The 26,348-nt window shown below is 70.4% G+C and carries 25 protein-coding genes; 12 read left to right on the top strand and 13 right to left on the bottom strand.

Annotated features, from left to right (window positions below; genetic code table 11):
• Positions 1-256: 256 nt before the first annotated feature.
• The 5 genes from ACLBX9_RS24630 to ACLBX9_RS24610 form a co-directional block, all read right to left on the bottom strand.
• Positions 257-1,339 (bottom strand): DUF4167 domain-containing protein, encoded by a 1,083-nt coding sequence (locus ACLBX9_RS24630; RefSeq protein ID WP_447720773.1) that lies wholly within the window; start codon positions 1,337-1,339, stop codon positions 257-259.
• Between the two features lie 420 nt (positions 1,340-1,759).
• A complete protein-coding gene (gene prmC / locus ACLBX9_RS24625; protein ID WP_447720772.1) occupies positions 1,760-2,662 on the bottom strand; it encodes a peptide chain release factor N(5)-glutamine methyltransferase in 903 nt (300 codons plus the stop codon).
• 11 nt (positions 2,663-2,673) lie between these two features.
• Complete coding sequence (gene prfA, locus ACLBX9_RS24620) at positions 2,674-3,759, bottom strand: peptide chain release factor 1 (RefSeq protein ID WP_447720771.1); 1,086 nt, start codon at positions 3,757-3,759, stop codon at positions 2,674-2,676.
• A 220-nt stretch (positions 3,760-3,979) separates the two neighbouring features.
• Positions 3,980-6,241: a phosphoenolpyruvate--protein phosphotransferase gene (gene ptsP / locus ACLBX9_RS24615; RefSeq protein ID WP_447720770.1), complete on the bottom strand. Its 2,262-nt coding sequence runs from the start codon at positions 6,239-6,241 to the stop codon at positions 3,980-3,982.
• A gap of 189 nt (positions 6,242-6,430) precedes the next feature.
• Entirely contained in the window at positions 6,431-7,666 is a 1,236-nt protein-coding gene (locus tag ACLBX9_RS24610; protein ID WP_447720769.1) for an aspartate kinase, read from the bottom strand.
• Between the two features lie 244 nt (positions 7,667-7,910).
• Between ACLBX9_RS24610 and ubiG the strand changes: the two genes are divergently transcribed.
• The 6 genes from ubiG (at position 7,911) to ACLBX9_RS24580 (ending at position 12,095) form a co-directional block, all read left to right on the top strand.
• Positions 7,911-8,672: a bifunctional 2-polyprenyl-6-hydroxyphenol methylase/3-demethylubiquinol 3-O-methyltransferase UbiG gene (gene ubiG / locus ACLBX9_RS24605; protein WP_447720768.1), complete on the top strand. Its 762-nt coding sequence runs from the start codon at positions 7,911-7,913 to the stop codon at positions 8,670-8,672.
• Between the two features lie 46 nt (positions 8,673-8,718).
• On the top strand, positions 8,719-9,291 hold the full coding sequence (locus ACLBX9_RS24600) for a YbhB/YbcL family Raf kinase inhibitor-like protein (RefSeq protein ID WP_447720767.1): 573 nt from the start codon (positions 8,719-8,721) through the stop codon (positions 9,289-9,291).
• A gap of 134 nt (positions 9,292-9,425) precedes the next feature.
• Entirely contained in the window at positions 9,426-10,046 is a 621-nt protein-coding gene (locus ACLBX9_RS24595) for a PAS domain-containing protein (RefSeq protein WP_447720766.1), read from the top strand.
• A 162-nt stretch (positions 10,047-10,208) separates the two neighbouring features.
• Positions 10,209-10,334, top strand: a complete 126-nt coding sequence (gene ykgO / locus ACLBX9_RS24590) for a type B 50S ribosomal protein L36 (RefSeq protein WP_003601867.1) — start codon at positions 10,209-10,211, stop codon at positions 10,332-10,334.
• A gap of 133 nt (positions 10,335-10,467) precedes the next feature.
• Entirely contained in the window at positions 10,468-11,079 is a 612-nt protein-coding gene (locus tag ACLBX9_RS24585; protein ID WP_447720765.1) for a tetratricopeptide repeat protein, read from the top strand.
• A complete protein-coding gene (locus tag ACLBX9_RS24580) occupies positions 11,076-12,095 on the top strand; it encodes an alpha/beta fold hydrolase (protein WP_447720764.1) in 1,020 nt (339 codons plus the stop codon). The genes ACLBX9_RS24585 and ACLBX9_RS24580 overlap by 4 nt, the downstream gene beginning before the upstream one ends.
• A gap of 169 nt (positions 12,096-12,264) precedes the next feature.
• Here ACLBX9_RS24580 and pyk read toward each other — a convergent pair whose 3' ends face one another.
• The 3 genes from pyk to ACLBX9_RS24565 all read right to left on the bottom strand — a co-directional run bounded on the left by pyk (position 12,265) and on the right by ACLBX9_RS24565 (position 15,581).
• Complete coding sequence (gene pyk / locus ACLBX9_RS24575) at positions 12,265-13,701, bottom strand: pyruvate kinase (RefSeq protein WP_447720763.1); 1,437 nt, start codon at positions 13,699-13,701, stop codon at positions 12,265-12,267.
• A 112-nt stretch (positions 13,702-13,813) separates the two neighbouring features.
• Positions 13,814-14,224 (bottom strand): DUF1036 domain-containing protein, encoded by a 411-nt coding sequence (locus tag ACLBX9_RS24570; RefSeq protein WP_010683493.1) that lies wholly within the window; start codon positions 14,222-14,224, stop codon positions 13,814-13,816.
• Positions 14,225-14,261: 37 nt separating this feature from the next.
• On the bottom strand, positions 14,262-15,581 hold the full coding sequence (locus ACLBX9_RS24565) for a glycerate kinase type-2 family protein (RefSeq protein ID WP_447720762.1): 1,320 nt from the start codon (positions 15,579-15,581) through the stop codon (positions 14,262-14,264).
• 178 nt (positions 15,582-15,759) lie between these two features.
• Here ACLBX9_RS24565 and ACLBX9_RS24560 point away from each other — a divergent pair, with 178 nt between their 5' ends.
• From ACLBX9_RS24560 to ACLBX9_RS24550, 3 genes are all read left to right on the top strand, one after another.
• Positions 15,760-16,524 (top strand): N-formylglutamate amidohydrolase, encoded by a 765-nt coding sequence (locus ACLBX9_RS24560; RefSeq protein ID WP_010683495.1) that lies wholly within the window; start codon positions 15,760-15,762, stop codon positions 16,522-16,524.
• 61 nt (positions 16,525-16,585) lie between these two features.
• Positions 16,586-16,894: a DUF1244 domain-containing protein gene (locus tag ACLBX9_RS24555; RefSeq protein ID WP_447720761.1), complete on the top strand. Its 309-nt coding sequence runs from the start codon at positions 16,586-16,588 to the stop codon at positions 16,892-16,894.
• Between the two features lie 127 nt (positions 16,895-17,021).
• Positions 17,022-17,300 carry a DUF2312 domain-containing protein gene (locus ACLBX9_RS24550; protein WP_191991933.1) on the top strand — a complete coding sequence of 93 codons (279 nt, stop codon included), beginning with the start codon at positions 17,022-17,024 and terminating at the stop codon, positions 17,298-17,300.
• A 79-nt stretch (positions 17,301-17,379) separates the two neighbouring features.
• Here the strand turns inward: ACLBX9_RS24550 and ACLBX9_RS24545 are convergent, their stop codons facing one another.
• Entirely contained in the window at positions 17,380-19,212 is a 1,833-nt protein-coding gene (locus ACLBX9_RS24545; protein WP_447720760.1) for an alkaline phosphatase family protein, read from the bottom strand.
• Positions 19,213-19,411: 199 nt separating this feature from the next.
• On the bottom strand, positions 19,412-20,449 hold the full coding sequence (locus ACLBX9_RS24540) for an aspartate-semialdehyde dehydrogenase (protein WP_447720759.1): 1,038 nt from the start codon (positions 20,447-20,449) through the stop codon (positions 19,412-19,414).
• A gap of 573 nt (positions 20,450-21,022) precedes the next feature.
• Here ACLBX9_RS24540 and ACLBX9_RS24535 point away from each other — a divergent pair.
• The 3 genes from ACLBX9_RS24535 (at position 21,023) to ACLBX9_RS24525 (ending at position 23,932) form a co-directional block, all read left to right on the top strand.
• Positions 21,023-21,589 (top strand): hypothetical protein, encoded by a 567-nt coding sequence (locus ACLBX9_RS24535; RefSeq protein WP_447720758.1) that lies wholly within the window; start codon positions 21,023-21,025, stop codon positions 21,587-21,589.
• Positions 21,590-21,726: 137 nt separating this feature from the next.
• Entirely contained in the window at positions 21,727-22,149 is a 423-nt protein-coding gene (locus ACLBX9_RS24530) for a hypothetical protein (protein WP_447720757.1), read from the top strand.
• 163 nt (positions 22,150-22,312) lie between these two features.
• Positions 22,313-23,932, top strand: coding sequence for a gamma-glutamyltransferase family protein (locus ACLBX9_RS24525; protein WP_447720756.1), 1,620 nt, complete (start codon positions 22,313-22,315; stop codon positions 23,930-23,932).
• A gap of 4 nt (positions 23,933-23,936) precedes the next feature.
• Here the strand turns inward: ACLBX9_RS24525 and ACLBX9_RS24520 are convergent, their stop codons facing one another.
• From ACLBX9_RS24520 to ACLBX9_RS24510, 3 genes are all read right to left on the bottom strand, one after another.
• Positions 23,937-24,905 carry a hypothetical protein gene (locus ACLBX9_RS24520; protein ID WP_447720755.1) on the bottom strand — a complete coding sequence of 323 codons (969 nt, stop codon included), beginning with the start codon at positions 24,903-24,905 and terminating at the stop codon, positions 23,937-23,939.
• Between the two features lie 158 nt (positions 24,906-25,063).
• A complete protein-coding gene (locus ACLBX9_RS24515) occupies positions 25,064-25,711 on the bottom strand; it encodes an alpha-ketoglutarate-dependent dioxygenase AlkB (RefSeq protein ID WP_447720754.1) in 648 nt (215 codons plus the stop codon).
• A complete protein-coding gene (locus ACLBX9_RS24510; protein WP_447720753.1) occupies positions 25,712-26,347 on the bottom strand; it encodes a 2,3-bisphosphoglycerate-dependent phosphoglycerate mutase in 636 nt (211 codons plus the stop codon). It abuts the gene before it with no gap.
• Position 26,348: the final 1 nt, after the last annotated feature.

Genomic DNA, 26,348 nt, shown 5'->3' with positions numbered 1-26,348 from the left:
CCTCCTGCGCGAACGACTGCATTGGCCGCGTGAGCGACGCGCTCGCCCTGATGTTCGGCGTCACCCTGCCGAAACCCGACGGACCCGGGCCTGGAGAACGCGCCGTTCGGCGAGATCAGCCGTCGTCGCCGCCTGATCCTCGGGAAAATGGCGACGAGGACTGGCGACCGGCGTGCCCGTGCGGCGAGCAAAGAAAAGGGGCTGCCGCGGTCATCCCGGGCAGCCCCTCCTGAAGACGCGGTCCTCGAACCGCCGTTTACTCCGTCGGCCCGTCGTTGCCGGACGGGGCGGCCCCGCCCTCATCCGCCGCGACGCTCTCGAAACGCGGACGGCGGCGGCGACGCGGCTTGGCGGGGGCTTCCTCGCTGGCGGCGGCTTCCGGCTCCTGAGATGCCGGCGGCTCGACCGCAGGGGTGGGTCGCGCCGGGGCCATCAGGAAGGCCGGCAGGCCAGTCGGCTCCTCGGCGACCGCAGCGGGCGCCGGCTCGCGGCGACGCTCGCGGCGCGGTGCCGCCTCCTGCCGCGGCGTCTCGCTGCGCGGCGCGCGCTCGGGGCGGCCCTCCGGCCTGCCTTCATTCCGCGGTGCCTCGCCGCGATTGCCGTCGTAGCGGCCCTGATCGGGGCGAACGTCCGGCCGGCTGTCCGGCCGCGCTTCGTACCGATTATCCTGCCGGGACTCTGGACGGTTGTCTTGCCGGCTGTCCGGCCGACTATCCTGACGATTGTCTTGGCGGCCGTCCTGGCGGTCCTGGCGGTAGTCCGGCCGGCCGAAATCCTGGCGATCCTGGCGCTCCGAGCGGTCCTGCCGGTAATCCTGGCGCTGATAATCTTGCCGGTAGTCCTGACGCGGCTGATCCTGCCGGCGGTAATCCTGCCGACCGTTGTTGTCGAACCGGCGTTGGTCGCGGTTCTGGAACCGGTCCCGGCCCTGACGGCCATCCTGGTGCTGGTCCGGGCGGCTCTCGTAGGGCTGCGGCTGCTGGCTCGGGTCGCCGTCGTCGTAGCCGCTATAGGCGTGACCGTTCGGTCCGGCGCCGTTGCCCTGGCCGTCCTCGTCGCCCTCGTCCATGTCCTCGTCGTACGGACGACTGGCATAACCACCGGTATTCGCCGGTCGGTTCTGCTCCTGAGCGCCGGAGACAATCCGGAAATAGTGCTCACCGTGCTGGAAATAGTTCTCGGCTGCCACCGGATCGCCCGCCGCCAGCGCGTCGCGCGCGAGCTGCGCATACTTGTCGGCGATATGCTGCGCGGTGCCGCGGATTTTGACGTCGGGACCGTTGGATTCGTACGAGCGCGTCAGCGGATTCGGACCCTTCGGCCGGTTGCGGCCGCGCATCCGTCGATTCTGGTTTGGTCTCATCGGTCTTTGGTGACCCTCGTTCACGCAAACGACTGTCTACGGGGGCGCCCGGAAGGTATTTCCTGACGCAGCCCGGCCAAGCGCATCCGGCGGCGTCCCGCGTGCGACCGCGGAGCGGTCTGCGCGCCTGTCTGACCATCCCTCGTGCCGCGCGCTCAGACCCAGGCGAGGCAACCAGTCGATTGTCAGATTCGAAAGCTGTCGAACCGCCGCGCACTCACCTGCGCGCCCTGGTTCGACGGTCTGGGGGATCAGCGAACCTGCCAGCGACCCACGGTCGCCACCGACCATATGATCGTCCGTCTTAACGAACGGTTCGCGATCTTCAAGCCGACTTTAGCGTCCCCCGGCTTATGCAACAAGCATTTTCTCGATGCCGACATCGTCAGCCCAAAGTTAGGCATCCCGATGGCCGGTTGAAAGACCGTCCGCAAGACCGAAGCTCAGAACACGGTCGTGTCCGGCGAGGTCGCGTCGCAATCCGCGATCGATATACCCCGCAGCCAGGGCGAGCTCGCGCACCGCGTCGGCCTGATCGAAGCCGATCTCGACCGCCAGCGTCCCGCTGCGGGCCAGGAGCGCGCCTGAACGCACTCCGTTCAGGATGCGGCGGTAGGCGTCGAGCCCGTCCTCGCCGCCGTCGAGGGCCCCGAGCGGATCGTGGATCTGGACCTCGCGGTCAAGGGTTGGGATCACGGCTCGCGCAATGTACGGCGGGTTCGAGACCACCAGGTCGAAGGTGCCTCGAAGCGCCTCGCACCAGTCGCCAGCGAGGAAAGCCGCACGCCGGCCGACCCCGTTCGCCAAGGCGTTGGCGCGGGCGATCCTCAGCGCGGCGACCGAGCGGTCGACCCCGAAGCCCGTGGCTGCCGGGCGCTCATGGAGCAGCGCCGTGAGGATGCAGCCCGATCCGGTGCCGAGATCGAGACAGCGCAGAGGCGCATCCCGATCCGGCACCGCCGCGAGGGCGGCCTCGACGAGGATCTCTGTGTCCGGACGCGGCACCAGGGTCTCGGGACAGAGGCGGAACGGAAGCCCCCAGAACTCCCAGGCGCCGAAGATTCGGGCGACCGGCTCGCCTCCGAGCCGCCGCGCCAGGGCCGCATCGAGTGCTGCCGCCTCGTGTCCGGCGAGCCGCGTGTCGCCATCGACGAGGAGGTCCCGCGTCTCCAGCCCGAGCACGCCCAGCAGCAGGAAGCGCGCGTCGCCGTCCGCCTCGCGAAGGCCGCCGTCGCGCAGGCGCGCCGCGCTCCAGCGCAGGGCGGCCCGGCGGGACAGGCCCTGGCACGATCCCGACATCCCGGCCGCGCTCAGGCCATCCCTTCGGCGGCGAGAAGCTCCGCCTGATGCTCGGTGATCAGCGCATCAACCACCTCGTCGAGGGCTGTGCCGGCCATTACCTCTTCCAGCTTGTAGAGGGTCAGATTGATCCGGTGATCGGTGACGCGCCCCTGCGGAAAATTGTAGGTGCGGATCCGCTCGCTGCGGTCGCCGGAACCGACTTGTGCCTTCCGGTCAGCCGCGCGGGCCGAATCCTTGGCGGTGCGCTCGGCCTCGTAGAGCCGCGCGCGCAGCAGCGCCATGGCGCGGGCCCGGTTCTTGTGCTGGGACCGCTCCTCCTGGACGAACACCACGATGCCGGTGGGCAAGTGCGTGATGCGGATCGCCGATTCGGTCTTGTTGACGTGCTGGCCGCCCGCCCCCTGGGCGCGCATCGTGTCGATCTTCAGATCCGCGTCGTTGACGTGGATATCGACCTCCTCGGCCTCCGGCAGCACCGCCACGGTTGCGGCCGAGGTGTGGATGCGCCCCTGGGTCTCGGTGTCGGGCACCCGCTGCACGCGATGGGCGCCGCTCTCGAATTTCAGCCGGGCGAAGACGCCCCGCCCCTTCACCTCCGCGACCACCTCGCGAAAGCCGCCGGCCGTCCCCTCGCTCTCGGAGATGACCTCGACCCGCCAGCCCTTCGACTCGGCATACTTCGCGTACATCCGGAACAGGTCGCCCGCGAACAGGGCCGCCTCGTCGCCGCCGGTGCCGGCGCGAACCTCGAGGATCGCGCTCTTCTCGTCTGCGGCATCCTTGGGCAAGAGCAGGAGCTGCAGCGCACGGTGCGCGGCCTCCAGCGCCTCCTGCGCCTCGGGCTTCTCCTCGGCGGCGAGCGCGCGCATCTCGGGGTCCGTTCCGGGCTCGTCGATCAACGCCTCGACGCCGGCCAGATTCTCCACCGCCGCCCGATACGCACGGATCGCGTCCACAACCGGGTCCAGATCGGACAGTTCCCGCGAGAGCTGAACGACGGTGTCGGGATCTCCCTCGCCCGAGGCGAGCTGGGCGGTGACGATATCGTGCCGCGCCAGGATGGCGTCGAGGCGCTCGGTGGGAAAGGGGATCATCGCCCGTGATTCTGCAGGTCTGCGCGTGTCGCTTCGGGCCGGGCGCCGACCACGGCCCGCGGGAGGAGGCGTGGGTTTGCGAGGGTGAAACGACCCGACGGGTCCTCCCCTCTTCCACACGTCGTCCGTTCGCGAGCGGAAGCCGTGGCGCGCCGACCGAAAGCGTCGTGGCGTTGCCGTACAACCCTGGCCGAATGTTCGGCAAGGGTTGCACACGCGCTTAGATAGGGACGCCGTGGGCGTGCGCGAAGGCGGTCAGCGCCGGACGCAGGGAGTCCCCGTCCTGCATGCGCGCCATCTCGGAGTCGATGAGTTCGGCGATCGCCCGGGCGTCGAGGCTCAGCACCATCGCCTTGACCGGGCCGATGGCGGCCGGCGACATCGACAGATCGCGGTAGCCGAGGCCGATCAGCGCCATCGCATCGAGGGGCCGGCCGCCGATCTCGCCGCAGACCGTCACCGGGCAACCCGCGGCGGTGGCCCGCTCGGCGATCAGCCGGAAGGCCCGCAGCGCCGCGACGCTCAACGGATCGAACCGGTCCGCGACGCGGCGATTCTCCCGGTCCACCGCGAACAGGAACTGCATCAGGTCGTTCGAGCCCACCGACAGGAAGTCGGCCTCCCGGGCAATCTCGTCGATCTGGAACAGGAGGGAGGGCACCTCGATCATGGCGCCGAGGCGGCACTCGGCCGGGAGCCGGTAGCCGTGGCGGCTCAGGTAGGCCTTCTCCCGCTCGACGATGCCGCGGGCGCGGACGAACTCGTCCACGGTGGCGACCATCGGGAACATGATCTTGAGGGGATCGCCGTCCGCGGCCTTCAGGAGCGCCCGGAGCTGCATACGCAGGAGGGCCGGCCGGTCGAGGCCGATCCGGATCGCCCGCCAGCCCAGGGCCGGGTTCTCCTCCTCGAGCTTGGCCATGTAAGGCAGGATCTTGTCGCCGCCGATGTCGAGGGTGCGGACGGTGACCGGCTTGCCTTTCGAGGCGGCAAAGACCTTGCGGTAGAGGTCCTGCTGTTCCGCCGCGGACGGCATGCGCTGGGCGACCATGAACTGCAACTCGGTCCGGAACAGGCCGACGCCCTCGGCGCCCGTTTCGTGGAGATGGCTGAAGTCCACCAGCAGGCCGGCATTGAGGTGGAGACCGACCCGCACCCCGTCGCGGGTCTGGGCCGGCACATCCCGGAGTGCCCGGTACTGTTCCTGCCGGCGAGCGCGCAGGCGCACCATCTCGGCATAGGCGGCCTCGACCTCCGGCCCCGGCCGGACGTGAATCTCGCCGGCCACACCGTCGACGATGATTGCGTCGCCCGCGTCGCAGAGAGCCGTGGCGTTCTCGACCTCGCCCACCGCCGGGATACCGAGTGCCCGGGCGACGATGGCCACGTGGCTGGTCGGCCCCCCCTCCTCCAGCACGATGCCGCGCAGCGTCGAGGATTCGTAGTCGAGGAGGGCTGCCGGCCCCATGGTGCGCGCCACCAGGATGGCGTTCTCGGGCAGGACCGCGGCGCCGGCCGCCTCGGACCCCAGCAGGGTGCGCAGCACGCGGTTGGTGAGATCGTCGAGATCGTGCAACCGCTCCCGCAGGTACGGGTCGGACTGGCGCATCATCCGGGCACGGTTATCGGACTGGACCCGCTCCACGGCGGCTTCGGCGGTGAGGCCCGAGGCGACCGCCTCCCGCATCCGCCGGAGCCAGCCCTTGTCGTGGGCGAACATCCGGACCGTCTCCAGCACCTCCCGCGACTCGGCCGTGCCGATCCGGTCGCCGCGCTCAACAAGGGCGTCGATCGCCGAGCGGACCTCCTCGATCGCCTCGTCCAGGCGCGCCACCTCGCGCTCGACGTTCTCGGCGATCAGCGTCTTCACCACGACGCGGGGCTCGTGCAGCACCACGTGGCCGAGGCCGATGCCGTCGGCCAGCGCGATGCCCCGGGCCAGGACCGGGCGGCGGGCGGCGGTGCCGGCATCGGGCGCCAGCCCCTCCAACTCGCCGGAGGCGATCATCTCCGAGAGCACCATGGCGGTGGTCTGGAGCGCCTCGATCTCCTCCTCGGAGTAGACGCGGTAGGTCTTGTTCTGGACGGTGAGGACGCCGAGCGTGTTGCCGGCCCGCAGGAGCGGCACGCCCAGGAAGGCGTGGTAGGCCTCCTCGCCGGTCTCGGGACGGTACGAGAAGGACGGGTGGTTCTGGGCGTCGGAGAGCGACAGCGGCTCCGCGGTGCGGGCGATCAGGCCGACGAGGCCCTCGTCGGTGCGCATGCGCGTCTGGTGCACCGCCTCGCGGTTCAGGCCCTCGGTGGCGAAGAGTTCGAGGGTGTTGTCATCCCGCAGGACGTAGACCGAGCAGACCTCGGCCACCACGTTCGCGGCGATCAGGACGACGATCCGGTCGAGGCGTGCCTGTGGGCTGACCGGCTCCGCCATGGCTTCGCGGAGGCGGCGCAGCAGCAGGCGCGGGCCTCCGGGCGCAGCGGGCATCGGTTCGTCGTTCCGTCGTCGGTGAGCGGCCTTGGCGTCGACCACCCTGCAACCTTGACGCCAACCCCAGGGAGGCCGCCGCCGGATGGGTCGTGCCGCCTGTTCCAGAGTCGCTCTGGCACAACCGAACCGGCCCGTGACTGTTCAGTTCACCGCACGCGACCCGCTCGAAACCGCGCCGTTCCAGGCTCAGGCCTGATCCAGGCCGTATAGCGAGTGGAGCGTGCGCACGGCAAGCTCCGTATAGGCCGCATCGATCAGCACGGAGAACTTGATCTCCGATGTGGTGATCGCGCGGATGTTGATTCCCTTCTCGGCCAGCGCGCGGAAGGCTTTCGCCGCGACGCCCGCGTGGCTGCGCATGCCGACGCCGATCGCCGAAACCTTGACCACGTCGGTGGCGCCCTCGATCTGCGCGTAGCCGATCTGGCCGCGCGCCTCGTCGAGGATCGCGCGGGAGCGCTGGTACTCGGAGGCCGGCACCGTGAAGGTCATGTCGGTGGTCGACTGATCGCCCGACACGGTCTGGATGATCATGTCGACGTTGATGTTGGCGTCGGCGAGCGGCCCGAAGATGGCCGCGGCGACGCCGGGGCTGTCCTTGACCTTGCGCAGGGTGATCTGCGCCTCGTCCCGGGAGAAGGCGATCCCGGTGATGATCTGCTGTTCCACGATGTCGTCCTCGTCGCAGATGAGGGTGCCCGGGCGCGCGGCGTCCGGCGGATCGAAGGAGGACCGGACCGTGGTCGGCACCCGGTGGACCATGGCGAGCTCCACGGAGCGGACCTGCAGCACCTTGGCGCCGAGCGAGGCCATCTCCAGCATCTCCTCGAAGGTCACCCGCTCCATGCGGCGGGCCTTCGGCACGATGCGGGGATCGGTGGTGTAGACGCCGTCCACGTCCGTGTAGATGTCGCAGCGCTCAGCCCCGATCGCGGCCGCCACCGCCACCGCCGAGGTATCGGAACCGCCGCGGCCCAGCGTCGTCACACGGCCGGTCTCGGCGTGGACTCCCTGGAAGCCGGCGATCACAGCCACCTCACCCTTCGCGAAGCCGGCCTCGAGATTCTTGGGGTCGATCTCGGCGATGCGGGCCGAACCGTGCGCGTCCGAGGTCACCACCGGGATCTGCCAGCCCTGCCAGGACCGGGCCTGGATCCCGTCCTTCTGCAGCGCGATCGCCAGGAGGCCGGCGGTGATGAGTTCGCCGGAGGCGACCACCGCATCGTATTCCCGGGCATCGTAGAGCGCGTTCGCGTCCTTGACCCAGTCGACCAGCTCGTTGGTCTTGCCCGACATGGCCGAGACGATGACGGCCACGTCGTAGCCCGCCGCAACCTCGCGGGCGACGTGCCGGGCCACGTTTCGGATGCGGTCGACGTTGGCGACGGAGGTGCCGCCGAATTTCATCACCAGACGGGGCATGGTCTCTCGGTCGCGGGTTCCCGGTGGCGATCGGACCCGCCCGCCTCAGGCCGGTCCGGACAGTGCCCGGCGGGTACAAGCGCCTCCGCGGAGTGTCAACAACCTGCCAAGCATGGCGCCCGCGCGCCGCGGCGACTTTCCCGGCAGCGGCGTGCTACGGCGTGATGGGCCGCCCCAGGGTACCGATCGCCGCCTCGCGCGGCGCGTCCGCGGGGCGAGCCGCCGATGTCGGGACGGAACACGCATGGACAGGTCAAGAACGGACCACAATCGGGACGGCTTCGTCGATCGTGGCGAGGTCGCGCGGTTCGATGCCCTCGCCGCGACCTGGTGGGACGAGGCCGGTCCGATGCGGGTGCTCCACCGATTCAACCCGGTGCGGCTCGCCTACATCCGCGACGCGCTCTGCCGCCACCACGGTCGAGACCCCCAGAAGCCGTTCCCGCTGGACGGGCTCACGATCTGCGATGTCGGCTGCGGCGGAGGCGTCCTGTCGGAGCCGCTGGCGCGCCTCGGCGCCACGGTGACCGGGTTGGATCCGGCGGAGCAGAACATCGCGGTGGCCCGGGCCCACGCGGAAGGCGCCGGCGTGCCGGTGGACTACCGTGGCGAGACCATCGAGGCCGTGGTCGCCTCGGGACGGACCTTCGATGCGGTGCTGATCATGGAGGTTGTTGAGCACGTCTCCGACATGCCGGCCTTCGTGCGCACGGCCTGCGCCGCGGTGAAGCCTGGCGGGATGCTGTTCGCCGCGACGCTCAACCGGACCATGCGGTCCTTCGCGCTGGCGATCGTCGGCGCGGAGTACGTCCTCGGCTGGCTTCCCCGCGGCACGCACGACTGGGCGAAATTCGTGACGCCGGACGAGCTCGGCCGGGCGATCCGCGCGGGCGGTCTCGCGGTCACGGACACGACCGGGGTGGTCTACAACCCGCTCACCGACGGATGGCGCACCGGCCGGGATACGGCCGTGAACTATATGGTCGCGGCGGCGCATCGGGGCTGAACCGGACCCGCCGCGCGCCGTTGGGTTCGCGGCGGAGGTGCTGGCGATGCTTGAGAAGATACCCAGCGTGGTGGGCGAAGCCCTGTCGGGCCTGAAGGCCGGCAGGGATAAGACGGCCTATCACGCGACCTTTTCCGACGTTCCGGAGACGCTCACGCTGTCGAGCCCGGCCTTCGCCGATGGCGCAGGCCTGCCGGCCCGACACACGGCGGATGGCGAAGGCGTGTCGCCGCCGCTGGCCTGGAGCGGCCTGCCGGACGGAACCGCCGCCCTGGTCCTCCTCGTCGAGGATGCCGGCAGTCCGACTCCGCAACCTCTGGTGCATCTCATAGCCTGGGATCTCCCGCCCGAGCCCGCCAGTCTGGATGAAGGTTCCCTTCCGAGCCCCGGCCGACCGGGCGAGGCGCGCGGGCTCGGCCGGAACAGCTTCCAGAAATCCGAGTGGCTACCGCCGGATCCGCCGAGCGGCCACGGTCGCCACGACTATGTGTTCCAAGTCTACGCGCTCCGGCAGGCGCTGTCCCTCGGCGAGGATCCGGGGCGCGGCGCATTGCTGGCGGCGATGCGCGATCGTGTTGTCGCCAAGGGTCAACTTACCGGGACCTACGAGCGCCGGTAAGCCTCGGGAGGACAGGCAAAAATCGGGATCGGACAGGATCCTGTCACGTTGTGCCGGCGATGCGACGCCGGTATTGAGTCGACCAGCCGTGCCCCTTGGGCATCACCGCCATATCAGGACAGGAGACCGGGCCCGTGGGCGTCGACGCGCGGACCAAGCGGCACAGCAGCGCGCGCGTGGCCCAGACGTTGGCCGCCTCGGGTGTCGGAACCTGGGAATGGCACATCGCCGACGACGTCCTGCGCTGCGATGCGGCCGCTGCGGCGATGCTCGGCGTACCGCAGGCGCGGGCCGGACGAGGCGCGACCTTCGCGCTTTTCCTGGACCGCGTCCATCCGGAAGACAGGCGCCGCGTCGGCGCGCTCATCGACGATCTTCGCGGCCGGGGCGGCCTGTACATCGCGCAGTACAGAACCGTTCCGCGGCCTGGCGACGTCCGATGGGTCCTGGCGCGCGGCCGCTTCGGCGGGAATGCCGGGGGACCCGTGAGCGAGGCGCGCGGGATCGTCATCGACGTGACCGAGACGGGCGGTGACGGCGTTCAGGACGAGGCCACGTTCTGCGTGACGGACGCCACGGTGGGCGGCATCGACAGGGTCGCCGAGCTCGCCTTGGCGCTGTTCGCCTCGGCCGAGGCGGGTCTCCCTCGAACCGGCTTCGAGCGTCTGAAGCCGCTGCTGGACGCGCTGCTTCACGAGATCGGGCGCCAGCTTGTGAGCGCTCCGCCGGTGCCAGACCTCGACAGCATCCACTGAGGCCTCGCCCCGCGGCGCCTTGCCTAGCGGGGGCGAATCCTGATATGGCGGCGCCATCCCGCGATGCGTGAGCCGTGATCGCCGGACGCGATCGCGCGTCCTGCTTTCGCACCACGTTCCCGACACCCTTGTGATGGACGGCCCTCCGGGCTCGAAAGACCGATGAAGATCCGCAACTCTCTCAAGTCCCTGCGTGGCCGCCACCGCGACAACCAGCTCGTGCGCCGCAAGGGCCGGGTCTACGTGATCAACAAGACCCAGAAGCGCTTCAAGGCCCGCCAGGGCTGAGGACGGCTCGTCCGGCAGAACGGCTGGACTCATCGTTTTGCAGGCAGCCGCTCCCGGTCGGGATGCGGCTGCTTTCGTTTGCGCGGCACCGCGGCACGTTGACGGGCGCGGTGACGGCGCCCAGTCTGACGCGATGATGCCGTCTCGCCCCCTCGCCATCCTGGCCTGCCTCGCGGCCTTCGCTGCCGGGTCCACGGTCGCAGCGGCGGCTCCGGACGCGAACCGGCCCGGGCGCACGGCGCCGGAAGCGAAGGCCGCGCCCAAGCCGCCGACCCTGGACGAGCTGTTCGCCCGTCTGCGCACCAGCGAGGACCCCGCTGAGGCGAAGGGCATAGCCCGGCTGATCGAGCGGAGGCTGGCTGGCTCCGGCAGTCCGACCGTCGACCTGCTCACCGATCGGGCCCGGCAAGCCGTGACCGCCCACGATTTCCCCCTCGCCGCCGAACTCATGGATCGGGTCACGGCCTTGGAGCCCAACTGGTCCGAGGGATGGAACCGGCGTGCCACCGTGTTCTGGCTGCTCACCGACAAGGACGACGCCATCGCCGACCTGCAGCGGGCGCTCGTGCTTGAGCCTCGCCATTTCGAGGCCTGGGCGGCTCTGGGCCGGATCTACGAAACGAATGACGATAAGGCTCGCGCGCTGGCGGCCTTCCGCCGGGCGCGTACCCTCTACCCGAAGATGGAGAAGATCGGCGAGGCGATCGACCGCCTCACGCCGGAGGTCGACGGCCGCGACCTGTGAGTCGGGTGTTCGCCGTCTTCCTCACCCTCCTGGCCCTCCCCTTCGCGGCCGCAGGGCTCGTGCTGGCGGTCGGAGCGCTGGCCAGCCTCTTTATCAGCCTGCGGGTCGAGGCTGCCCATCCGCCAGCCGGTCCATTCGTGGCGGTGACCGGCGGCCGCCTCGCTACGCTTCAGGACGGGCCGCCGGACGGACCTCCGATCGTCCTCCTGCACGGGGCGTCGGCCAACGCGTCAGACCCGATGGAAGGGGTGGGTCGCCGACTCGCCGCCCGGGGTTTCCGGGTCATCGCCTTCGACCGGCCGGGATTCGGCTGGAGCGATCGGATCGCGGGCGCCGAGGCTGCCGATCCATCCGTCCAGGCCCGGCTGATCGCCGAGGCGTTGGAGCACATGGGCGTCGGCCCGGCGCTGGTGTTCGGCCATTCCTGGGCGGGGGCCCTGGCGTTGGCACTGGCCCTCGATCATCCCGAGCGGGTCACAGCCCTGACCCTCGCCGCCCCCGTGGCGATGCCCATGCCGGACCGGATGCCGGACCTGCCCTGGTACTGGAAGCTCGCCGTGAAGCCACCTGTGGCGTGGCTGCTCAGCCGGACAATCGGGCCGCCCCTGGCGCAGCACTTCCTGCCGGAGGCGGCGCGGCGGGTCTTCCAGCCCCAGGCGGCGAACCCGGACTACCCGGAACTGGCCCGTGCCGATCTGGTCCTGCGGCCCGGAACCCTGCTGGCGAATGTGCAGGACCTCCTCGGATTGTCGCGGGCGCTCGCGGGACAGAGCCCGCGCTATGGCACGATCCGGGTTCCCACCCTGGTCATCTCCGGGGAGGCGGACCCGATCGTCCGGAGCGAATCGCAGGCGGTGCCCCTGGCGCGGGCAATTCCAGGTGCCCGGCTCGTTCTCCTGCCGGGGATCGGGCACATGCTGCAGTACGTGGCCGCAGAGCGCGTGGTCGATGAGGTCGCTCGGCTCTCACGTGCGGTGACAGGGACCCCCGCAGCCATGCCGGCCGCGACCCGCTGAGCCGAAGGTCGATCACCGCGTCATCATCAGCCTCGCCGGCCGATGTCGTCAGGCCGACGTTCGCGGCGGCCACCCTAAGGCGCCGCGAACGCGCGATCACCCGGCCCGCCCCGCGGCGCGCGTCCCCGACGAGAGGACGGCCCCGGCATGGCGCGGCGCGGCAAGCCCGTCACGCCTTCTCGGCGTGCTCGCGGGTAATGAAGGCCAGCCGGACGAGGTTCGTCGCCCCCGGCGTACCGAACGGCAGACCCGCCACCACGATGACCCGGTCACCCACCGCGGCGAACTTCTCGCGCACCGCGAATTTTGCCGCCCGGAACGACATGTCGTCCACGTCGCTGGCATCCTTGGTGACGATCGGATGCGTGCCCCAGGCCAGGGCGAGGCGGCGCGCGGTCTCGCGCCGGGGCGTCAGCGCGATCACGGTGGCGTTCGGGCGCTCGCGGGAGAGGCGGAGCGCCGTCGAACCCGAATTGGTCCAGGCCATGATGGCGTCGAGATTCAGCGCGTCGACCATCTGGTGAGCGGCCGCCGCAATGGCGTCGGCCGCCGTCTCGTCGGGGGTGGCGCTCTGCGCCCGGATGATCGACCAGTAGATCTGGTCCCGCTCGACCTGCTCGGCGATGCGGTTCATGGTTTCCACGGCGCCGATCGGATGCGCGCCCGAGGCGCTCTCGGCCGAGAGCATCACGGCGTCCGCGCCCTCGTAGACCGCGGTGGCGACGTCCGAGACTTCGGCGCGGGTGGGCACCGGCGCGGTGATCATCGATTCGAGCATCTGGGTGGCGACGACGACGGGCTTGCCGTAGCGCCGCGCGCCGCGGGTGATGCGCTTCTGAACGCCGGGAACCTGCTCCAGCGGCATCTCCACGCCGAGGTCGCCGCGGGCGACCATCAGGCCGTCGGAGATCTCAAGGATCTCGTCCAGGCGCGTGAGCGCCTGAGGCTTCTCGATCTTGGCCATCACCAGGGCGCGGCCGGCACAGACCTTCTTGACCTCGGCCACGTCCTCGGGCCGCTGGACGAAGGAGACGGCGATCCAGTCGGCGCCCGCGTTCAGCCCGGCATCGAGATCCGCCCGGTCCTTGTCGGTCATCGCCGGCACAGGGATCACGGTGTGGGGCAGCGACACGCCCTTCCGGTTGGAGATCCGCCCACCGACCTCGACCCGCGTCACCGCCCGGTTCTCCGAAGTCTCGACCACCGAGAGCCGCAGCTTGCCGTCGTCGAGCAGGATCGCGTGGCCCGGCTCGAGGGCCTGGAGGATCTCGGGATGCGGCAGGTGACAGCGCGCGGCGTCGCCCGGGCTCGGGTCGCCATCCAGCACGAAGGTCGCGCCGGCCTCGATCATCGCGGCCCCCTCCGCGAAGGTGCCGAGCCGCAGCTTCGGACCCTGCAGGTCGACCAGAATCCCGATCGGCCGCTTGGCCTCGCGTTCGATGGTGCGGATCGCCTCGACCTTCTCGGGCAGTTTCTCCCGCGGAAGGTGGCTCATGTTGAGGCGGAACACGTCCACGCCCGCGCGGAACAGCCGCTCGATCATCTCCGGCGAGTCGGAGGCCGGCCCGAGGGTGGCGACAATCTTCGTACGGCGCGAGCGTTTCAAGTGTAATCCTCCCGATGTTTTCGGAGCAAGGCGAACAGCATCGCCCAGTCTTCATGATGTGCGCGGGTGTGAGCATCCCGCGCACGACAGCGTCAAGTGCGCCGTCTTCCGGTCAAGGCTTCGCGGGTGCGTCCGCCCGGCTGGGGTCGGTGAGCTGGATCGTCCAGCTCTTCTGCTCGCCGGTATCGACTTCGAAGAAGCCGTTGCGGTCGAATCCGCGAGCCAGACAATCCTCGATCCCGCGGATCGTGAACTCGGAGTCGCGCGTGCACATCAGAGACCGCCCGCTCCACTCGCCGCCGCGGGTGTAGTCGACCGCGAAGACATAGTAGAACCGGGCAGCCAGCGCGCCTTTCAGCAGCGTCTCGCAGGCCTTCGGCGCCAGATCCCACCAGCCCTCCGTCACCCAGCCCTGCGGATCGCGGTATCCCAGCGAGATGCCGACCTTGCTGCCGGTCTGGTTGCACAGGCGCAGGTCGGCCTTCGCGGGGCTCGCGCAGACGAGCGCGAGGCCGAGCGCCATGAATGCGGGAAGGATCTGAGCCGCCGGAACCCGAAGCCTAATCGACGAGGATGATGCGGCAGTCGTTGACATTGGTACAGGTCGGGCCGGGGTTCACGAGGTCGCCGAGGGCCGCGAAGAACGCGGTGGAGTCGTTCTGCTCCAGCATCGCGGCCGGGTCGAGGCCGGCGGCCCGGGCGCGCTCCAGCGTGGTCGGGTCGATCAGGCCGCCGGCCGGATCGGTGGCGAGGCCGCGGCCGCCATCGGTGCCGTCGGTGTCGGCGCTGATGCCGGAGATGCCGGGCTCCCCGTCCAGCGCCACCGCGAGCGCCATCGCGTATTCCTGATTCGGACCGCCGTTGCCCTCGCCCCGGATCGTGACGGTGAGTTCGCCCCCAGAGATCAGCGCGACACGCCGCCCGGCCGCCTTGTGCCGCTTGGCCTCCGCCGCATGCTCGGCCGCGACCTCGCGGGCTTCGCCCTCCAGGTCGGCGCCCAGCATGACCGGCTCGTAGCCCGCGGCGCGGGCCGCCTCGGCGGCCGCGTTCAGCGCGTCGATCGGGCGGGCGATGATCTTGTACTCGGCGCGGGCGAAGGCGGGATCGCCGGCCTTCGGCGTCTCGTTGTTCGGATCGTTGAGGAGGCGCACCGCTTCCTCGGGCAGCGGGATGCCGCGCTTCGCGCAGATGGCGCGGGCGTCGGCGAGGGTCGAGGGATCCGGCACCGTCGGGCCCGAGGCGATCACCGCCGGATCGTCGAAGGGCACGTCCGAGATCGCCAGCGTCAGGATCCGCCGGGCGTTGCGGGCCGCGAGCGCGAGGCGGCCGCCCTTGATGCGGGAGATGTGCTTGCGCACCGTGTTGATCTCGCCGATCGGCGCGCCCGAGCGAAGCATCGCCCGGGTAATCGCCTGCTTCTCGGTCAGCGTCAGGTCGCCGGCCGGGGCGATCCAGTTGGCCGAGCCGCCGCCCGAGAGCAGCACCAGCACCTCGTCGTCCGGACCGGCCTCGGTGGCGAGGCGCAAGGCCTCCTTCGTGGCGGCGATGCCGGCCTCGTCGGGGACCGGATGGCCCGCCTCGACCATGTGGATCCCCGGCGCCTCCTGCCCGTAGCCGTGCCGCGCCACCGCGAGGCCGACGATCCGGTCGTCGCCCAGGCCGTGCTGCTGCCGGTAGAACCGGCTCGCCACGGCGCTCATGCTGCCCGCGGCCTTGCCGGCGGCGAGGATGATCAGCCGGCCCGGGCTCGGCTCCGGAAGGTGGGGCGGCAGGGCGAGATCCGGATGGGCGGCGCGGATCGCCGCCGTGAGGATCGCGTCGAGCAGCGCGCGATGCGCCTGGATGGCCGGATCGGCGACGGGCGGTACGGTCTCGGTCATGGCGTCGAACGGGCTCCTCTCTCGATTGTGTCGCGCGATCCCCGCCCGTTTCTCCCGGGGGCGGCGGGCCCGTTTCTTGCCGTGAGCGCACGATCCTTGATAGGTGATCTGCCCGAGCGGCCGCGCCACGGCAAGCGCCATCGGCGCCCTCGCACAGATCTGAAGACCTCGGAGCCCCGTGACCCGTCCGGAGACAGAAGCGGCCGCCCTGCCGGAGCATCCCTGCGAGATCATCCCGGGCGATCCGGCCTGCGGCCTCGTGATCGCCTGCGACCACGCCTCCAATTTCGTCCCACCGGACATCGATCTCGGTGTGCCGGCCGCCGAGTTCGGACGGCACATCGCCTACGACATCGGTGCCGCAGCGGTCACGCGCCGCCTCGCCGCCAGCCTGAACGCGCCGGCGATCCTCACCAACTTCTCCCGCCTGATCATCGACCCGAACCGCGGCCGCGCCGATCCGACCCTGGTGATGCGGCTCTCCGATGGCGCGATCGTGCCGGGGAATGCCCGAATCGACGAGGCCGGCAAGCGGGCGCGGATCGCCCGGTTCTACGCCCCCTTCGACGCGGCCATCGATGCGGCCGTCGCGGCGGCCGAGCGGGCCGGCCGGCCGCCGGTGATCCTGACCATGCACAGCTTCACGCCCTACTGGCGAGGCATCGCGCGGCCCTGGCAGGTCGGCATCCTGTACGACCGGGACGAGCGCTTCGCCCGTCCCCTCATCCGCGCCCTCGAGGAGGATCACGCCGGGCTGACGGTCGGCGACAACCAGCCCTATGGCGGTGGCCTACCCGGCGATACGATCGACCGGCACGCGACGGCGCGGGGCCTGCCCAACGCCCTCGTGGAGATCCGCCAGGACCTCATCGCGGGCGAGACCGGTCAGGGGGAGTGGGCCGACCGCTTCACCCGCGTCCTGCGCCCGCTCCTGGCGGCTTGATCCGATCCGGGCGGAGCCCAAGATCAACGCCTTCGCCCCGACCAGAAGAGACTTGCCGCCCATGACCGAGATCGACACCCGGACGCAGACGGAGCTTGAGGCGGCCGTCTTCCGCCGCCTCGTCGCGCACCTGCGCGACCGGACAGACGTGCAGAACATCGACCTGATGAACCTGGCGGGCTTCTGCCGAAACTGCCTGTCGAACTGGCTGAAGGACGCCGCCGACGAGAAGGGCGTGCCCCTCACCAAGGATCAGAGCCGGGAAGCCGTCTACGGGATGCCCTACGCCGAGTGGAAGGCCCGCCACCAGACCGAGGCGAGCCCCGAGCAGCAGGCCGGCTTCGCGGCCGCGCAGGCGAAGGAACACTGACGCGTGCAACCCGCGATCCCCGTCCGGTGGGGAATCGGCTAAGCTTCCGGTAAGACCGGCCCGTTAACCACGGGTCGAGGGCGCGACCGCGCCGCACAGTCCGGAGAGCCTCATGAACGCCCATTCGATGCCCACCGCAGCGCAGCGGCCCGGCGGCGACGTGTCGTCCGCCGAAGGGGTCGCCGCCGACGAGCTGAAGCAGTTCATCGAGCGCCTGGAGCGGCTGGAAGAGGAGAAGGCCGGCATCATGGGCGACATCAAGGAGGTGTTCGCCGAGCTCAAAGGCCGCGGCTTCGACGCCAAGGCGGTGCGCACGATCCTGCGGATCCGCAAACAGGATCACAGCGAGCGCCAGGAGCAGGAGGCGATCCTAGAGCTCTACTTGCAGGCGCTGGGCATGGCGTAGGCCGCCGCTCCGACGCTGGGCGGCGCGCCACTGCGAGCGCCGCCCGCCGTCGGATCCTGATCGCCCGGCGGGAGCCGGCTTAGCGCGGATCGGCGGCGGCCGACTGGGTCGCCTCGGAGAGGCCGAGGGTCCGGCCCGGATACCCGGCCGCGTCAAAGTAGCGGGTCCCGTCGACCGTCTGGTGCCTGAGCACCGTCACCTGCCCGGCCGCGTCCGGCTCCGAGCGCAGCAGCTGCATCGTGAAATCTGGGGTGCCGCCATTGGCCAGCGCCTCCGTGAGCACCCGCCCGACCAGCTTGCCCTTGGCCGGGATCGTGAGGTCCAGGATCCGGGCGATCGTCTGCCCGAGATCGGCGTTGCTGGCCGGAACCGGGCTCTCGATCCCCGTCCTGAAGCTCGGTCCGGCGGCGCCCATGACGTTGCGGGTGTCCGCCCGCGAGAAGCTGCCGTGCATGCCCTGGCCCTGCTGCAGCACGGTGTCGGACACCTCGACCCCGCAGGTCGTCGGATCCGCGCAGCCCGTCGAGAAGCTGCGGAAGTTCACCACGATGGCCGGCATCGGCGTCAGGGCCGACCCGTCGAGGGCGATGCTGGCGAGCGGCAGCGTCCCGGGGATCGATCCGAGGGCCGCGCTGACGAAGAGGCCGCTGACGTAATCCTGGCGGGACAGGACCTCCACCACCCGGCGCGCCAGCGCCGCGTCGCCGGCCGGCAGGTAGACGAGATCCGATCCGCCGTTCGCCGCGACCACCACGTTGGGCCTCGCCGGATCCGCGCCGATCAGGCCGTTGGCCCGGCTGGGGAAGCTGTCGGGTCCGAGCTTCGCGCCCTTGGCGTCCGGATCGAACAGGCCGAGGCCCAGCCCGTGCGCCAGGTCGATGGCCAGGGATCCGGGCGGGAGCTGATGCTTCGGCACGCCCTTGTAGATCTGCGTCGCCGCGAAGCTCGTCGCGCTCTCCTTCGAGATGGTCGAGAAGCCGTGGTCCGAGGTCAGGATCACGTCGGTGGTATCCGCCAGGCCCTGATCCTTCAGGGCCGCGAGAAGCTCGGCGAGGTTGGCGTCCGCGTTGCGGATGGCGGCAAGGCTCGTCGGCCCGTTGATGCCCGGCACCAGCTGCCCGAGACTGTCGCCCTGGTTGTGCTGCGTGCCGTCCGGATCGCGTGACCAGTAAACCAGAACGAAGGGATTCCCGCGGGCCTTGAACAGGGGCAGCACCGCCCGGGTCGCGACGGCCGTGAAGTATCCCTGCTGCTCGACATTGGCCGCCAGGGTCCCGGGTCTGTCCGCCGTTCCGGCCTCGCCATTCGCGCCTCGCTTCGGGGCTTCCAGCGGCAGGCCGGCGGCGACGAGGCGCGTGCGAAGGTCCTCGCTCAGCGGGATGCCGCCGGACCGTCCGGTGCTGTCATCGACGAGGACGGTGTCCTGGCCGGACCGCGCCGTGTGGTCGAAGACCAGCGACGGCCCGAGCTCGCCGATGCTGGCCGTCGATAGGCCCTTGGCGTGGGCGGCCCGAAGGATCGTCTCTTCGTTGAGGTAGTTCCCGGCGAAGTGCTCATCCACATCGCCGAGCACCGGATCGCTCTCGAGGAACGGGGTCAGGCTGTCGCCGGCACCGGGCACCGGGAAGGCCGTGTAGATCGTGTTGCCGAACTGGCCGGTATCACCGAGCAGGTGCCCCGTCGCCATCGCGGTGGCGTTGGGCAAGGTGAAGGTCGGGAACAGCGAGTGCGTGTTGGTGAAGCGCACGCCGGCCCGCACGAGCCGATCCATGGCGGGTGCGTTGGCTGCGTTCACCATGCCGTAGCGCAGGCCGTCGGCGACGAAGAGGACGACGTTGCGCGGCGCTGCCTGCGCGGGGGCCGTGGCCGCGACGGCGAAGCCGATCAGACACGAAACAAAGACACGCCGCATCCCGAATCTCCGAGCACTCCACGAAGCGGGGTGGGCCCGGACGATGACAGCGGCGTGACGGCGACGGCGGACGGAACGCGCCCGGCCGGGCCTGAAGTCGGACGGGGTAGCGTGCGATCCCCTCGTCCACGATGGAAGAGGGGATGCTTCACCCGCCGGTGGCGGCAGGATCGCTGGGTTCGCGCCCCAGCGACCCGACTCACGCCGCGCGCTTGGACCGGTTCAGAAGCTTCCGGTTCACCAGCACCTCGGCGATCTGCACGGTATTGAGGGCTGCGCCCTTCCGGAGGTTGTCCGAGACGCACCAGAAGTTCAGGCCATTCTCGATCGTCGCGTCCTCGCGGATGCGCGAGATGTAGGTCGCGTCCTCGCCGGCGGCCTCGTGGGGCGTCATGTAGCCACCGTTCTCGCGCTTATCGATGACCAGCACGCCGGGGGCGGCGCGCAGGATCTCGGTCGCCTTCTCGGCGGAGAGCGGCTTGTCGAACTCGATGTTCACCGATTCCGCGTGCCCGATGAAGACCGGGACGCGGACGGCCGTGGCCGTCAGCTTGATCTTCGGGTCGAGCATCTTCTTGGTCTCGGCGACCATCTTCCACTCTTCCTTCGTGTAGCCATCCTCCATGAACACGTCGATGTGGGGGATGACGTTGAAGGCGATGCGCTTGGTGAACTTGCCGCCCTGCTTGATCTCGCCGGCGGTGAAGACCGCGCGGGTCTGGTTGAACAGCTCGTCCATCGCCTCCTTGCCGGCGCCGGACACCGACTGGTAGGTCGAGACCACGACGCGCTTGATCGTGGCCGCCTCATGCAGCGGCTTCAGAGCGACGACCAGCTGCGCGGTCGAGCAGTTCGGGTTGGCGATGATGTTGCGCTTCGTGAAGCCCACGATGGCGTCGGCGTTCACCTCGGGCACGATCAGCGGCACGTCCGCGTCGTAGCGGAAGGCCGACGAGTTATCGATCACCACGCAGCCCTGCTGGCCGATGCGCGGCGACCATTCCTTCGACGTCTCGCCGCCGGCCGACATCAGGCAGATGTCCGTGTCGGAGAAGTCGTAGGTGTCGAGCGTTTTGACCTTGAGCGTCTTGTCGCCGTAGGAGACTTCCTGACCCTGGCTGCGGCGCGAGGCCAGTGCCACGACCTCGTCGGCGGGGAAAGCCCGCTCCGCCAGGATATCGAGCATCTCGCGGCCCACGTTGCCCGTGGCGCCGACGACGGCAACCTTGTAGCCCATTTCTCGTCTCCGCGCGCTTAAACCCCGATCAATCCGGGTACCGCGCTCCTGCTGAATGGCCGGCCGAAGGATCGTTCGGGCCGGACGGGCGCCCGCCGAACGGGCGCGGCCGCAGAACCCGGCCTCGCCTGAGGTGGGATCGACAGTCGCGGCGAGCAAGGCGCGCAAGGGCCTGCGCTGTCAAGGCCGAAGGCCCCGCAACGATTGATTCACCCTGCGGCCGGGAAATCCGTGACGGGTCGCCCGACGGGAAAGGGAATTCAATCCTTGTCGCCCAGTGTCGCGGACGCGCCATGAGGTCTCCTATCCGCGCCGAGCACCATGCCCATCGGATCAGCGCACACGGTCGAGCCATTCGGACCCCGCCTGTCCTCCCGGCGGACATCGTCGCCGGCGACCCTCGGCCTGCGCATGGCGCTGGCCTCAGGCCTGATCGCGCTCGTGTGCGTCTACGCGTGGCGGCCCGGCAGACCGGTGACCGTGTCCGAACAGCGGGTGGAGGCGCCTTTCGTGCCGTCGATGACGGCGGTTCCGGCTCCGCCCCCGCTGCCCACCGCCCGCCTCGGTCTCGCCGTGGCCGGACTCGATCCTGCGCGCGTCTCGGCCCGGTTCGATCCGAGGACCGGTCAGCGCGAGGACACCCTGACCCGGGGTGATTTTGCCACCGATGAAACGCCGGCCCTGCGGGTCACCCTGACGCGCGGCCCATCGCCAGGGCCCGTGCCGACATTGTTCGTGCTCATGGCCCGGCGTGCCGCCGGCGGGCCGGTCCTCGACGGACCGGCGCTTTCGGTCGTGCGGACCGGCGCGCGCGGTCTGATCGCCACCAAGTTCGGCGCGGTGGAGACCCTCGAAGTGACCTTCGGTGGCGCCGCGCGGCGGACCTGCACCGGGTTCGTGACGCGCAACACCGAAACGTTCCGGCTCGATGGCTGGGCGTGTGCGCCCCTGGGTCATCCCCCGAGGCCGGAATCGCTGGCCTGCACGCTCGATGCGCTGAGCCTCGTGGACCTCTCCGATCCCGGGACGACGGCCGCCTTCGCTGCCGCACCGGAGCGCGTCTGCCCGTCGGTCGTCACCGTCGGAGAGTCCGCCGGCAGGACCGGATCGATCGCGAAGCGTTCGCAAAATAAAAAATGAGGCCGGAGTGTGGCAAAACGCACAAGCTCGGCCATTCCGCTGGAACAACAGCCCCGCTCAAGCGTCTTCTCCTCAAAGGCGGCGAACTGTTAAGCTTCGATCGCCATAGTGTTCGGCACTCTCACACAAGGTTGGCCATGCGCTCGCTCAAGATCGCCCTCCTCGGCGTCATCGCCGCCGCCGGCCTCGGCGCCGCGGCCTCCGCGCCGGCCCAGGCTCAGGATGGCTTCGTTCGCGGCCCGGTCTACAGCGTCGGCCGGCCGCTCCCGATCCGCGTGCGTCCGCGCAGCTGGCTCGACGCTGGCAACGTGCCGCTGTCCTCGGGCGTTCCGGGCGCCGGCGGCTCGCGCAACCCCGCCCTCAATCCCTATCTGATCGCCGCGTCCAACCAGCTGACGCCGCCCTACGGCCCGACCGACCGCTTCGGCCGCGGCATCCTGCCGGATCCGATCACCAACGGCCCGTTCATCGGTGCGCGGTCCTCGGCCATCCGCAACGTCGACCTGTCCTTCGTCGACCGCCTGGATCCGACTTCGCCGCTCTACGGCCGGCCCTACTGAGGCGCGTTCGCCCCCACACGACGACGTCGATGGAGCGCGGACCCTCGGGTCCGCGCTCTTCGTTTTTGGGACCGGACGCACCGGGACTTCACGGCGATCGGTTATGCTGTATGCCAAGCCATCAGAAGCAGCCGCGTCGGCTGCCGCTGACGGGATCTGGGCCATGAAGCCGTTCGACTGGGTCACGGGCTATCCGTCGCTGCGCATGCCGATGTTCGGGCGCAACTGCGTGGCGACCTCGCATGCGCTGGCCGCTCAGGCCGGCATCCAGATGCTTCAGGCCGGCGGCAACGCCGTCGACGCGGCGATCGCCGCGGCGGCGGCCAAGACGGTCACCGAGCCGTGCAGCAACGGCCTCGGCTCGGACGCCTTCTGCATCCTGTGGGACGGGCAGGCCCTGCACGGCCTCAACGCCTCCGGGGGAGCGCCCGCGGCGTGGACCTCGGATTACTTCGCCCGCAAGTACGGCACAGCGGAGCGCCCGCCGATGCGAGGCTGGGACTCCGTCACCGTCCCCGGGGTCGTCGGCGCCTGGGCGGCGCTGAGCGAACGCTTCGGCCGCCTGCCCTTCGCCGACCTGATGCAGCCCGCCATCCGCATCGCCGAGCGCGGCTATCTCGCACCCGTGGTGGTCCAGCAGAAATGGGCCGCCGCCGCCCGGATCGAGGCGATCACCCGCCAGCCGGGCTTCTCGGAGTTCTTCCTGCCGCGGGGCCGTGCCCCCGACGTCGGCGAACTCGTGACCTTCCCCGGCGCCGAGCGGACGCTCCGGTTGATCGCCGAGACCAGGGGCGAGGCTTTCTACCGGGGCGAGATCGCGGAGGCGATCGCCGCACACGCGCGAGCCCATGGCGGCGCGATGACGGCGGCCGACCTCGCGGCGTTCCGGCCCGAATGGGTGACGCCCACCGCCAAGGATTATCGCGGCCACACGCTGCACGAGATCCCGCCGAACGGTCAGGGCATCGCCGCGCAGATCGCGCTCGGTATCCTCGAACAGTTCGACCTCGCCGGGATGGCCGTGGACGGGCCGGAGGCCCAGCATCTCCAGATCGAGGCCATGAAGCTCGCCTTCAGCGACACCTACCGGTACGTCGCCGATCCCCGCAGCATGGAGGTGACCCCGGAGGCGATGCTCGACCCGGCCTATCTGGCGGAGCGCGCCAAGCTGATCGACCGGAACCGCGCCCAGGTCTTCGGGCCGGGGAAGCCTCCGGCCGGCGGCACGATCTATCTCACCGCCGCCGACGAGAGCGGCATGATGGTGAGCTTCATCCAGTCGAACTTCATGGGTTTCGGCTCGGGGGTCGTGGTGCCGGGCTGGGGGATCTCCCTGCAGAATCGCGGCTACGGCTTCGTGCTCGACCCGGCGAGCCCCAACGCGGTCGCGCCGGGCAAGCGGCCCTTCCACACCATCATCCCGGGCTTCCTGACCAGGGACGGCGCGCCGGTGATGAGCTTCGGCGTCATGGGCGGCAACATGCAGCCGCAGGGACACGTCCAGACGCTGGTGCGGATGCTCGACCACGGCCAGAACCCGCAGGCGGCCTGCGACGCACCGCGCTGGCGGGTGAACGAGGGTCTCGACATCAATGTCGAGGCCGCGATGCCGGCCGCGACCCTCGACCGGTTGAAGGCCCTCGGCCACCGCCTGGAGGTGATCGAGGACAGCTACCAGGATTTCGGCGCCGGCCAGTTCATCTGGCGGATGGGCGATCCCGCCGTCGAGGGCTACGTGGCGGCGAGCGACCCGCGGCGGGACGGGCAGGCCGTGGTCTGGTGAGGCGCTACTTCACCTGCACGCTGTCCACGACCTCGCGGAACTTGGCGAGCACGCCCGTGCGCTGATCCTCGCGGACGACACCCAGGGCGCGCAGGTAGCCGTCCGGGGCGAACCGGATGGTCTGCGAGACCACCACCGGCACGTTGGTCGGCTGATCGATGGCGCGGGCCACGATCTCGTGCCACTCGACGCCGTTCGAGCGGTAGCTCTGCGCACGCTCGATGACGAAGTCCTTGAGGGTCTGGTTCGACGCCAGGGCGGCGCGGGCGAAGCCGTCCCGCTGCTCGGCGGTGGGCGGCTGCTGGACCGCCTGCGCCAGCACGAGGATCGGCTGCTCCAGGTTCTGCATCTGATCCTTGGGGCCCTGGGTCAGCAGGACCGAATTGCCGGCCAGAACCCGCACCGGGCGGAAGCCCGCCATGTCGGAGATTCGGAAGGGCAGCGCGTCGATCTGCTGGGTCAGGCTCAGGGCCGGGCGCACGGCGACGCCGGTCACCATCTTGCGCATCGTTGCCTCGGTCTCGGCATCCGGCAGCGCCTGGGCGATGATCAGTCCCGTGACGGTGGGCGCACCGACGACCAGGATCCACTTGCGGATCGCCGGCGTGGAGGCGTTGGGGTCGGCGGGCTGCTCGCCGGTGTAGAGCATGCCCTCGTTGTCGCCGATCTTGACCTCCTCGCGCTTCTCGACCGCGAAGCCCTGGCTCAGGAGGTTCGCGTCGGTGAAGCCGCTGACGAGCTCCGCGAAGGCGTTCGGCGGCAGCTCCACCACCGACAGGGTCGCGCCGCCCTCCTTGCGCTCGAAGCCCGAGAAGCGCCGCGACAGCGACATGTCGGACGGCGGGTCGAAGCCGAAGCGGGACCCCGGCGGGAAGACGGGATCACCGGCCCGGGCGGCGGAACCGAGGCTGGCCGCCAGGGCGGCCGCGCAGAGAGCACGCCCGAGATGCAGCGTCAGGTTGCGCACCAGCATCGGAACTCGGTTCTCCTCTCGGGCCCGCCCCGGGGCTCCGACCGCGATGGGTCTGCCCGACGACCGGATCTGTCAAGCCGCGAGCGAATGGCGCCGGGCATCACGATGAAGGGAGATCGTCGGGAGTCGGCCAGGCCGATGCCGGCGCCGCCGCCCCGTCATGGCGTGCCGCAGGGGGTGACGCGCCGGAGCGTGAGGTTGCAGCGACCGTCCGGAGGCAGCTCCCCCAGGAGACTCTTTTCGGCGAGACGATCGCCGACGGGATAGAGCCGGTCGACCCCGTGGAAAATCAACCGCGAGGGGCCCCCGATCACGAGGGCATCGCCCGAGGACAGGCGGATCGAGCGCGTCGGGTCGGTGCGCCGCAAGCCGCCGTAGCGGAACAGGGCGTCCGCGCCGAGCGAGAGCGAGAGCACCGGCGCGCTGAACTCCGCCTCGTCGCGGTCCTGATGCAGGCCCATGCGGGTTCCGGGGGCGTAGAGATTGATCAGGCAGGCCTCAGGCGCGGCCGGACACGCCGCAAGCGCCGCCCAGGCTGCGAGCGCGGTCGCGGGCATGGCGGGCCAGGGACGGCCGGTCTCGGGATGCGCCGGCTGGTAGCGGTAGCCCCGGACGTCCGACACCCAGCCGAGCGGCCCGGCATTCGACATGCGCACCGAGAAGGGCTTGCCGGTCCGGGGCATGCGCGGTGTGACGGGCGGGGCGTCGGCGAGGATGGCGGCGATCTCGGCCGCGAGCCGGGCGCGGGCCGCCGCGTCGAGGTAGCCCGGATGGTGGATCAGCCCGGGCGCGAGCGCGGTCGCCATTCAGGCCCCGTCGCCGTCCCGGGCGAGAACCGTCTTCGAGGCGACCGTCGTATCGGCATTCAGGCGATAGACCAGCGGCACGCCCGTCTTGATCTGAAGATCCGGAACGGAATCTTCGCCCAGGCGGTCGAGAACCATCACGAGGGCGCGCAGCGAGTTGCCGTGCGCCGCCACCAGCACGCGCTCGCCCGCCATCACCCGGGGCAGGATCGCCGTGATGTAGCAGGGCAGGACCCGCGCGGCGGTGTCCTTCAGGCTCTCGCCTCCGGGGGGCCGCACGTCGTACGACCGGCGCCAGGCATGGACCTGCGCCTCGCCCCATCGGGCGCGGGCGTCGTCCTTGTTGAGCCCCGCGAGATCGCCGTAGTCGCGCTCGTTCAGCGCGCGGTCGCGCGCGACCGGAATGCCCTGCAGGCCCATCTCCTCCAGGATCAGGGAGCAGGTGCGCTGTGCCCGGACCAGCTCGGAGGTGAACGCCGCGTCGAAGCCGTAGCCGTCGCGCCCGAGCGCCGTGCCGGCCGCCCGGGCCTCCGCGACGCCGCGCTCCGTCAGGTCCGGGTCGCGCCAGCCCGTGAACAGGTTCTTGAGGTTCCACTCGCTCTGGCCGTGCCGGACGAGGACGAGGAGCCGCTCCATG

The sequence above is a fragment of the Methylobacterium sp. A49B genome, from assembly GCF_053346215.1.
Note: the sequence above shows the minus strand (reverse complement) of the source record. Positions and strands in the feature narration are given on the sequence as shown.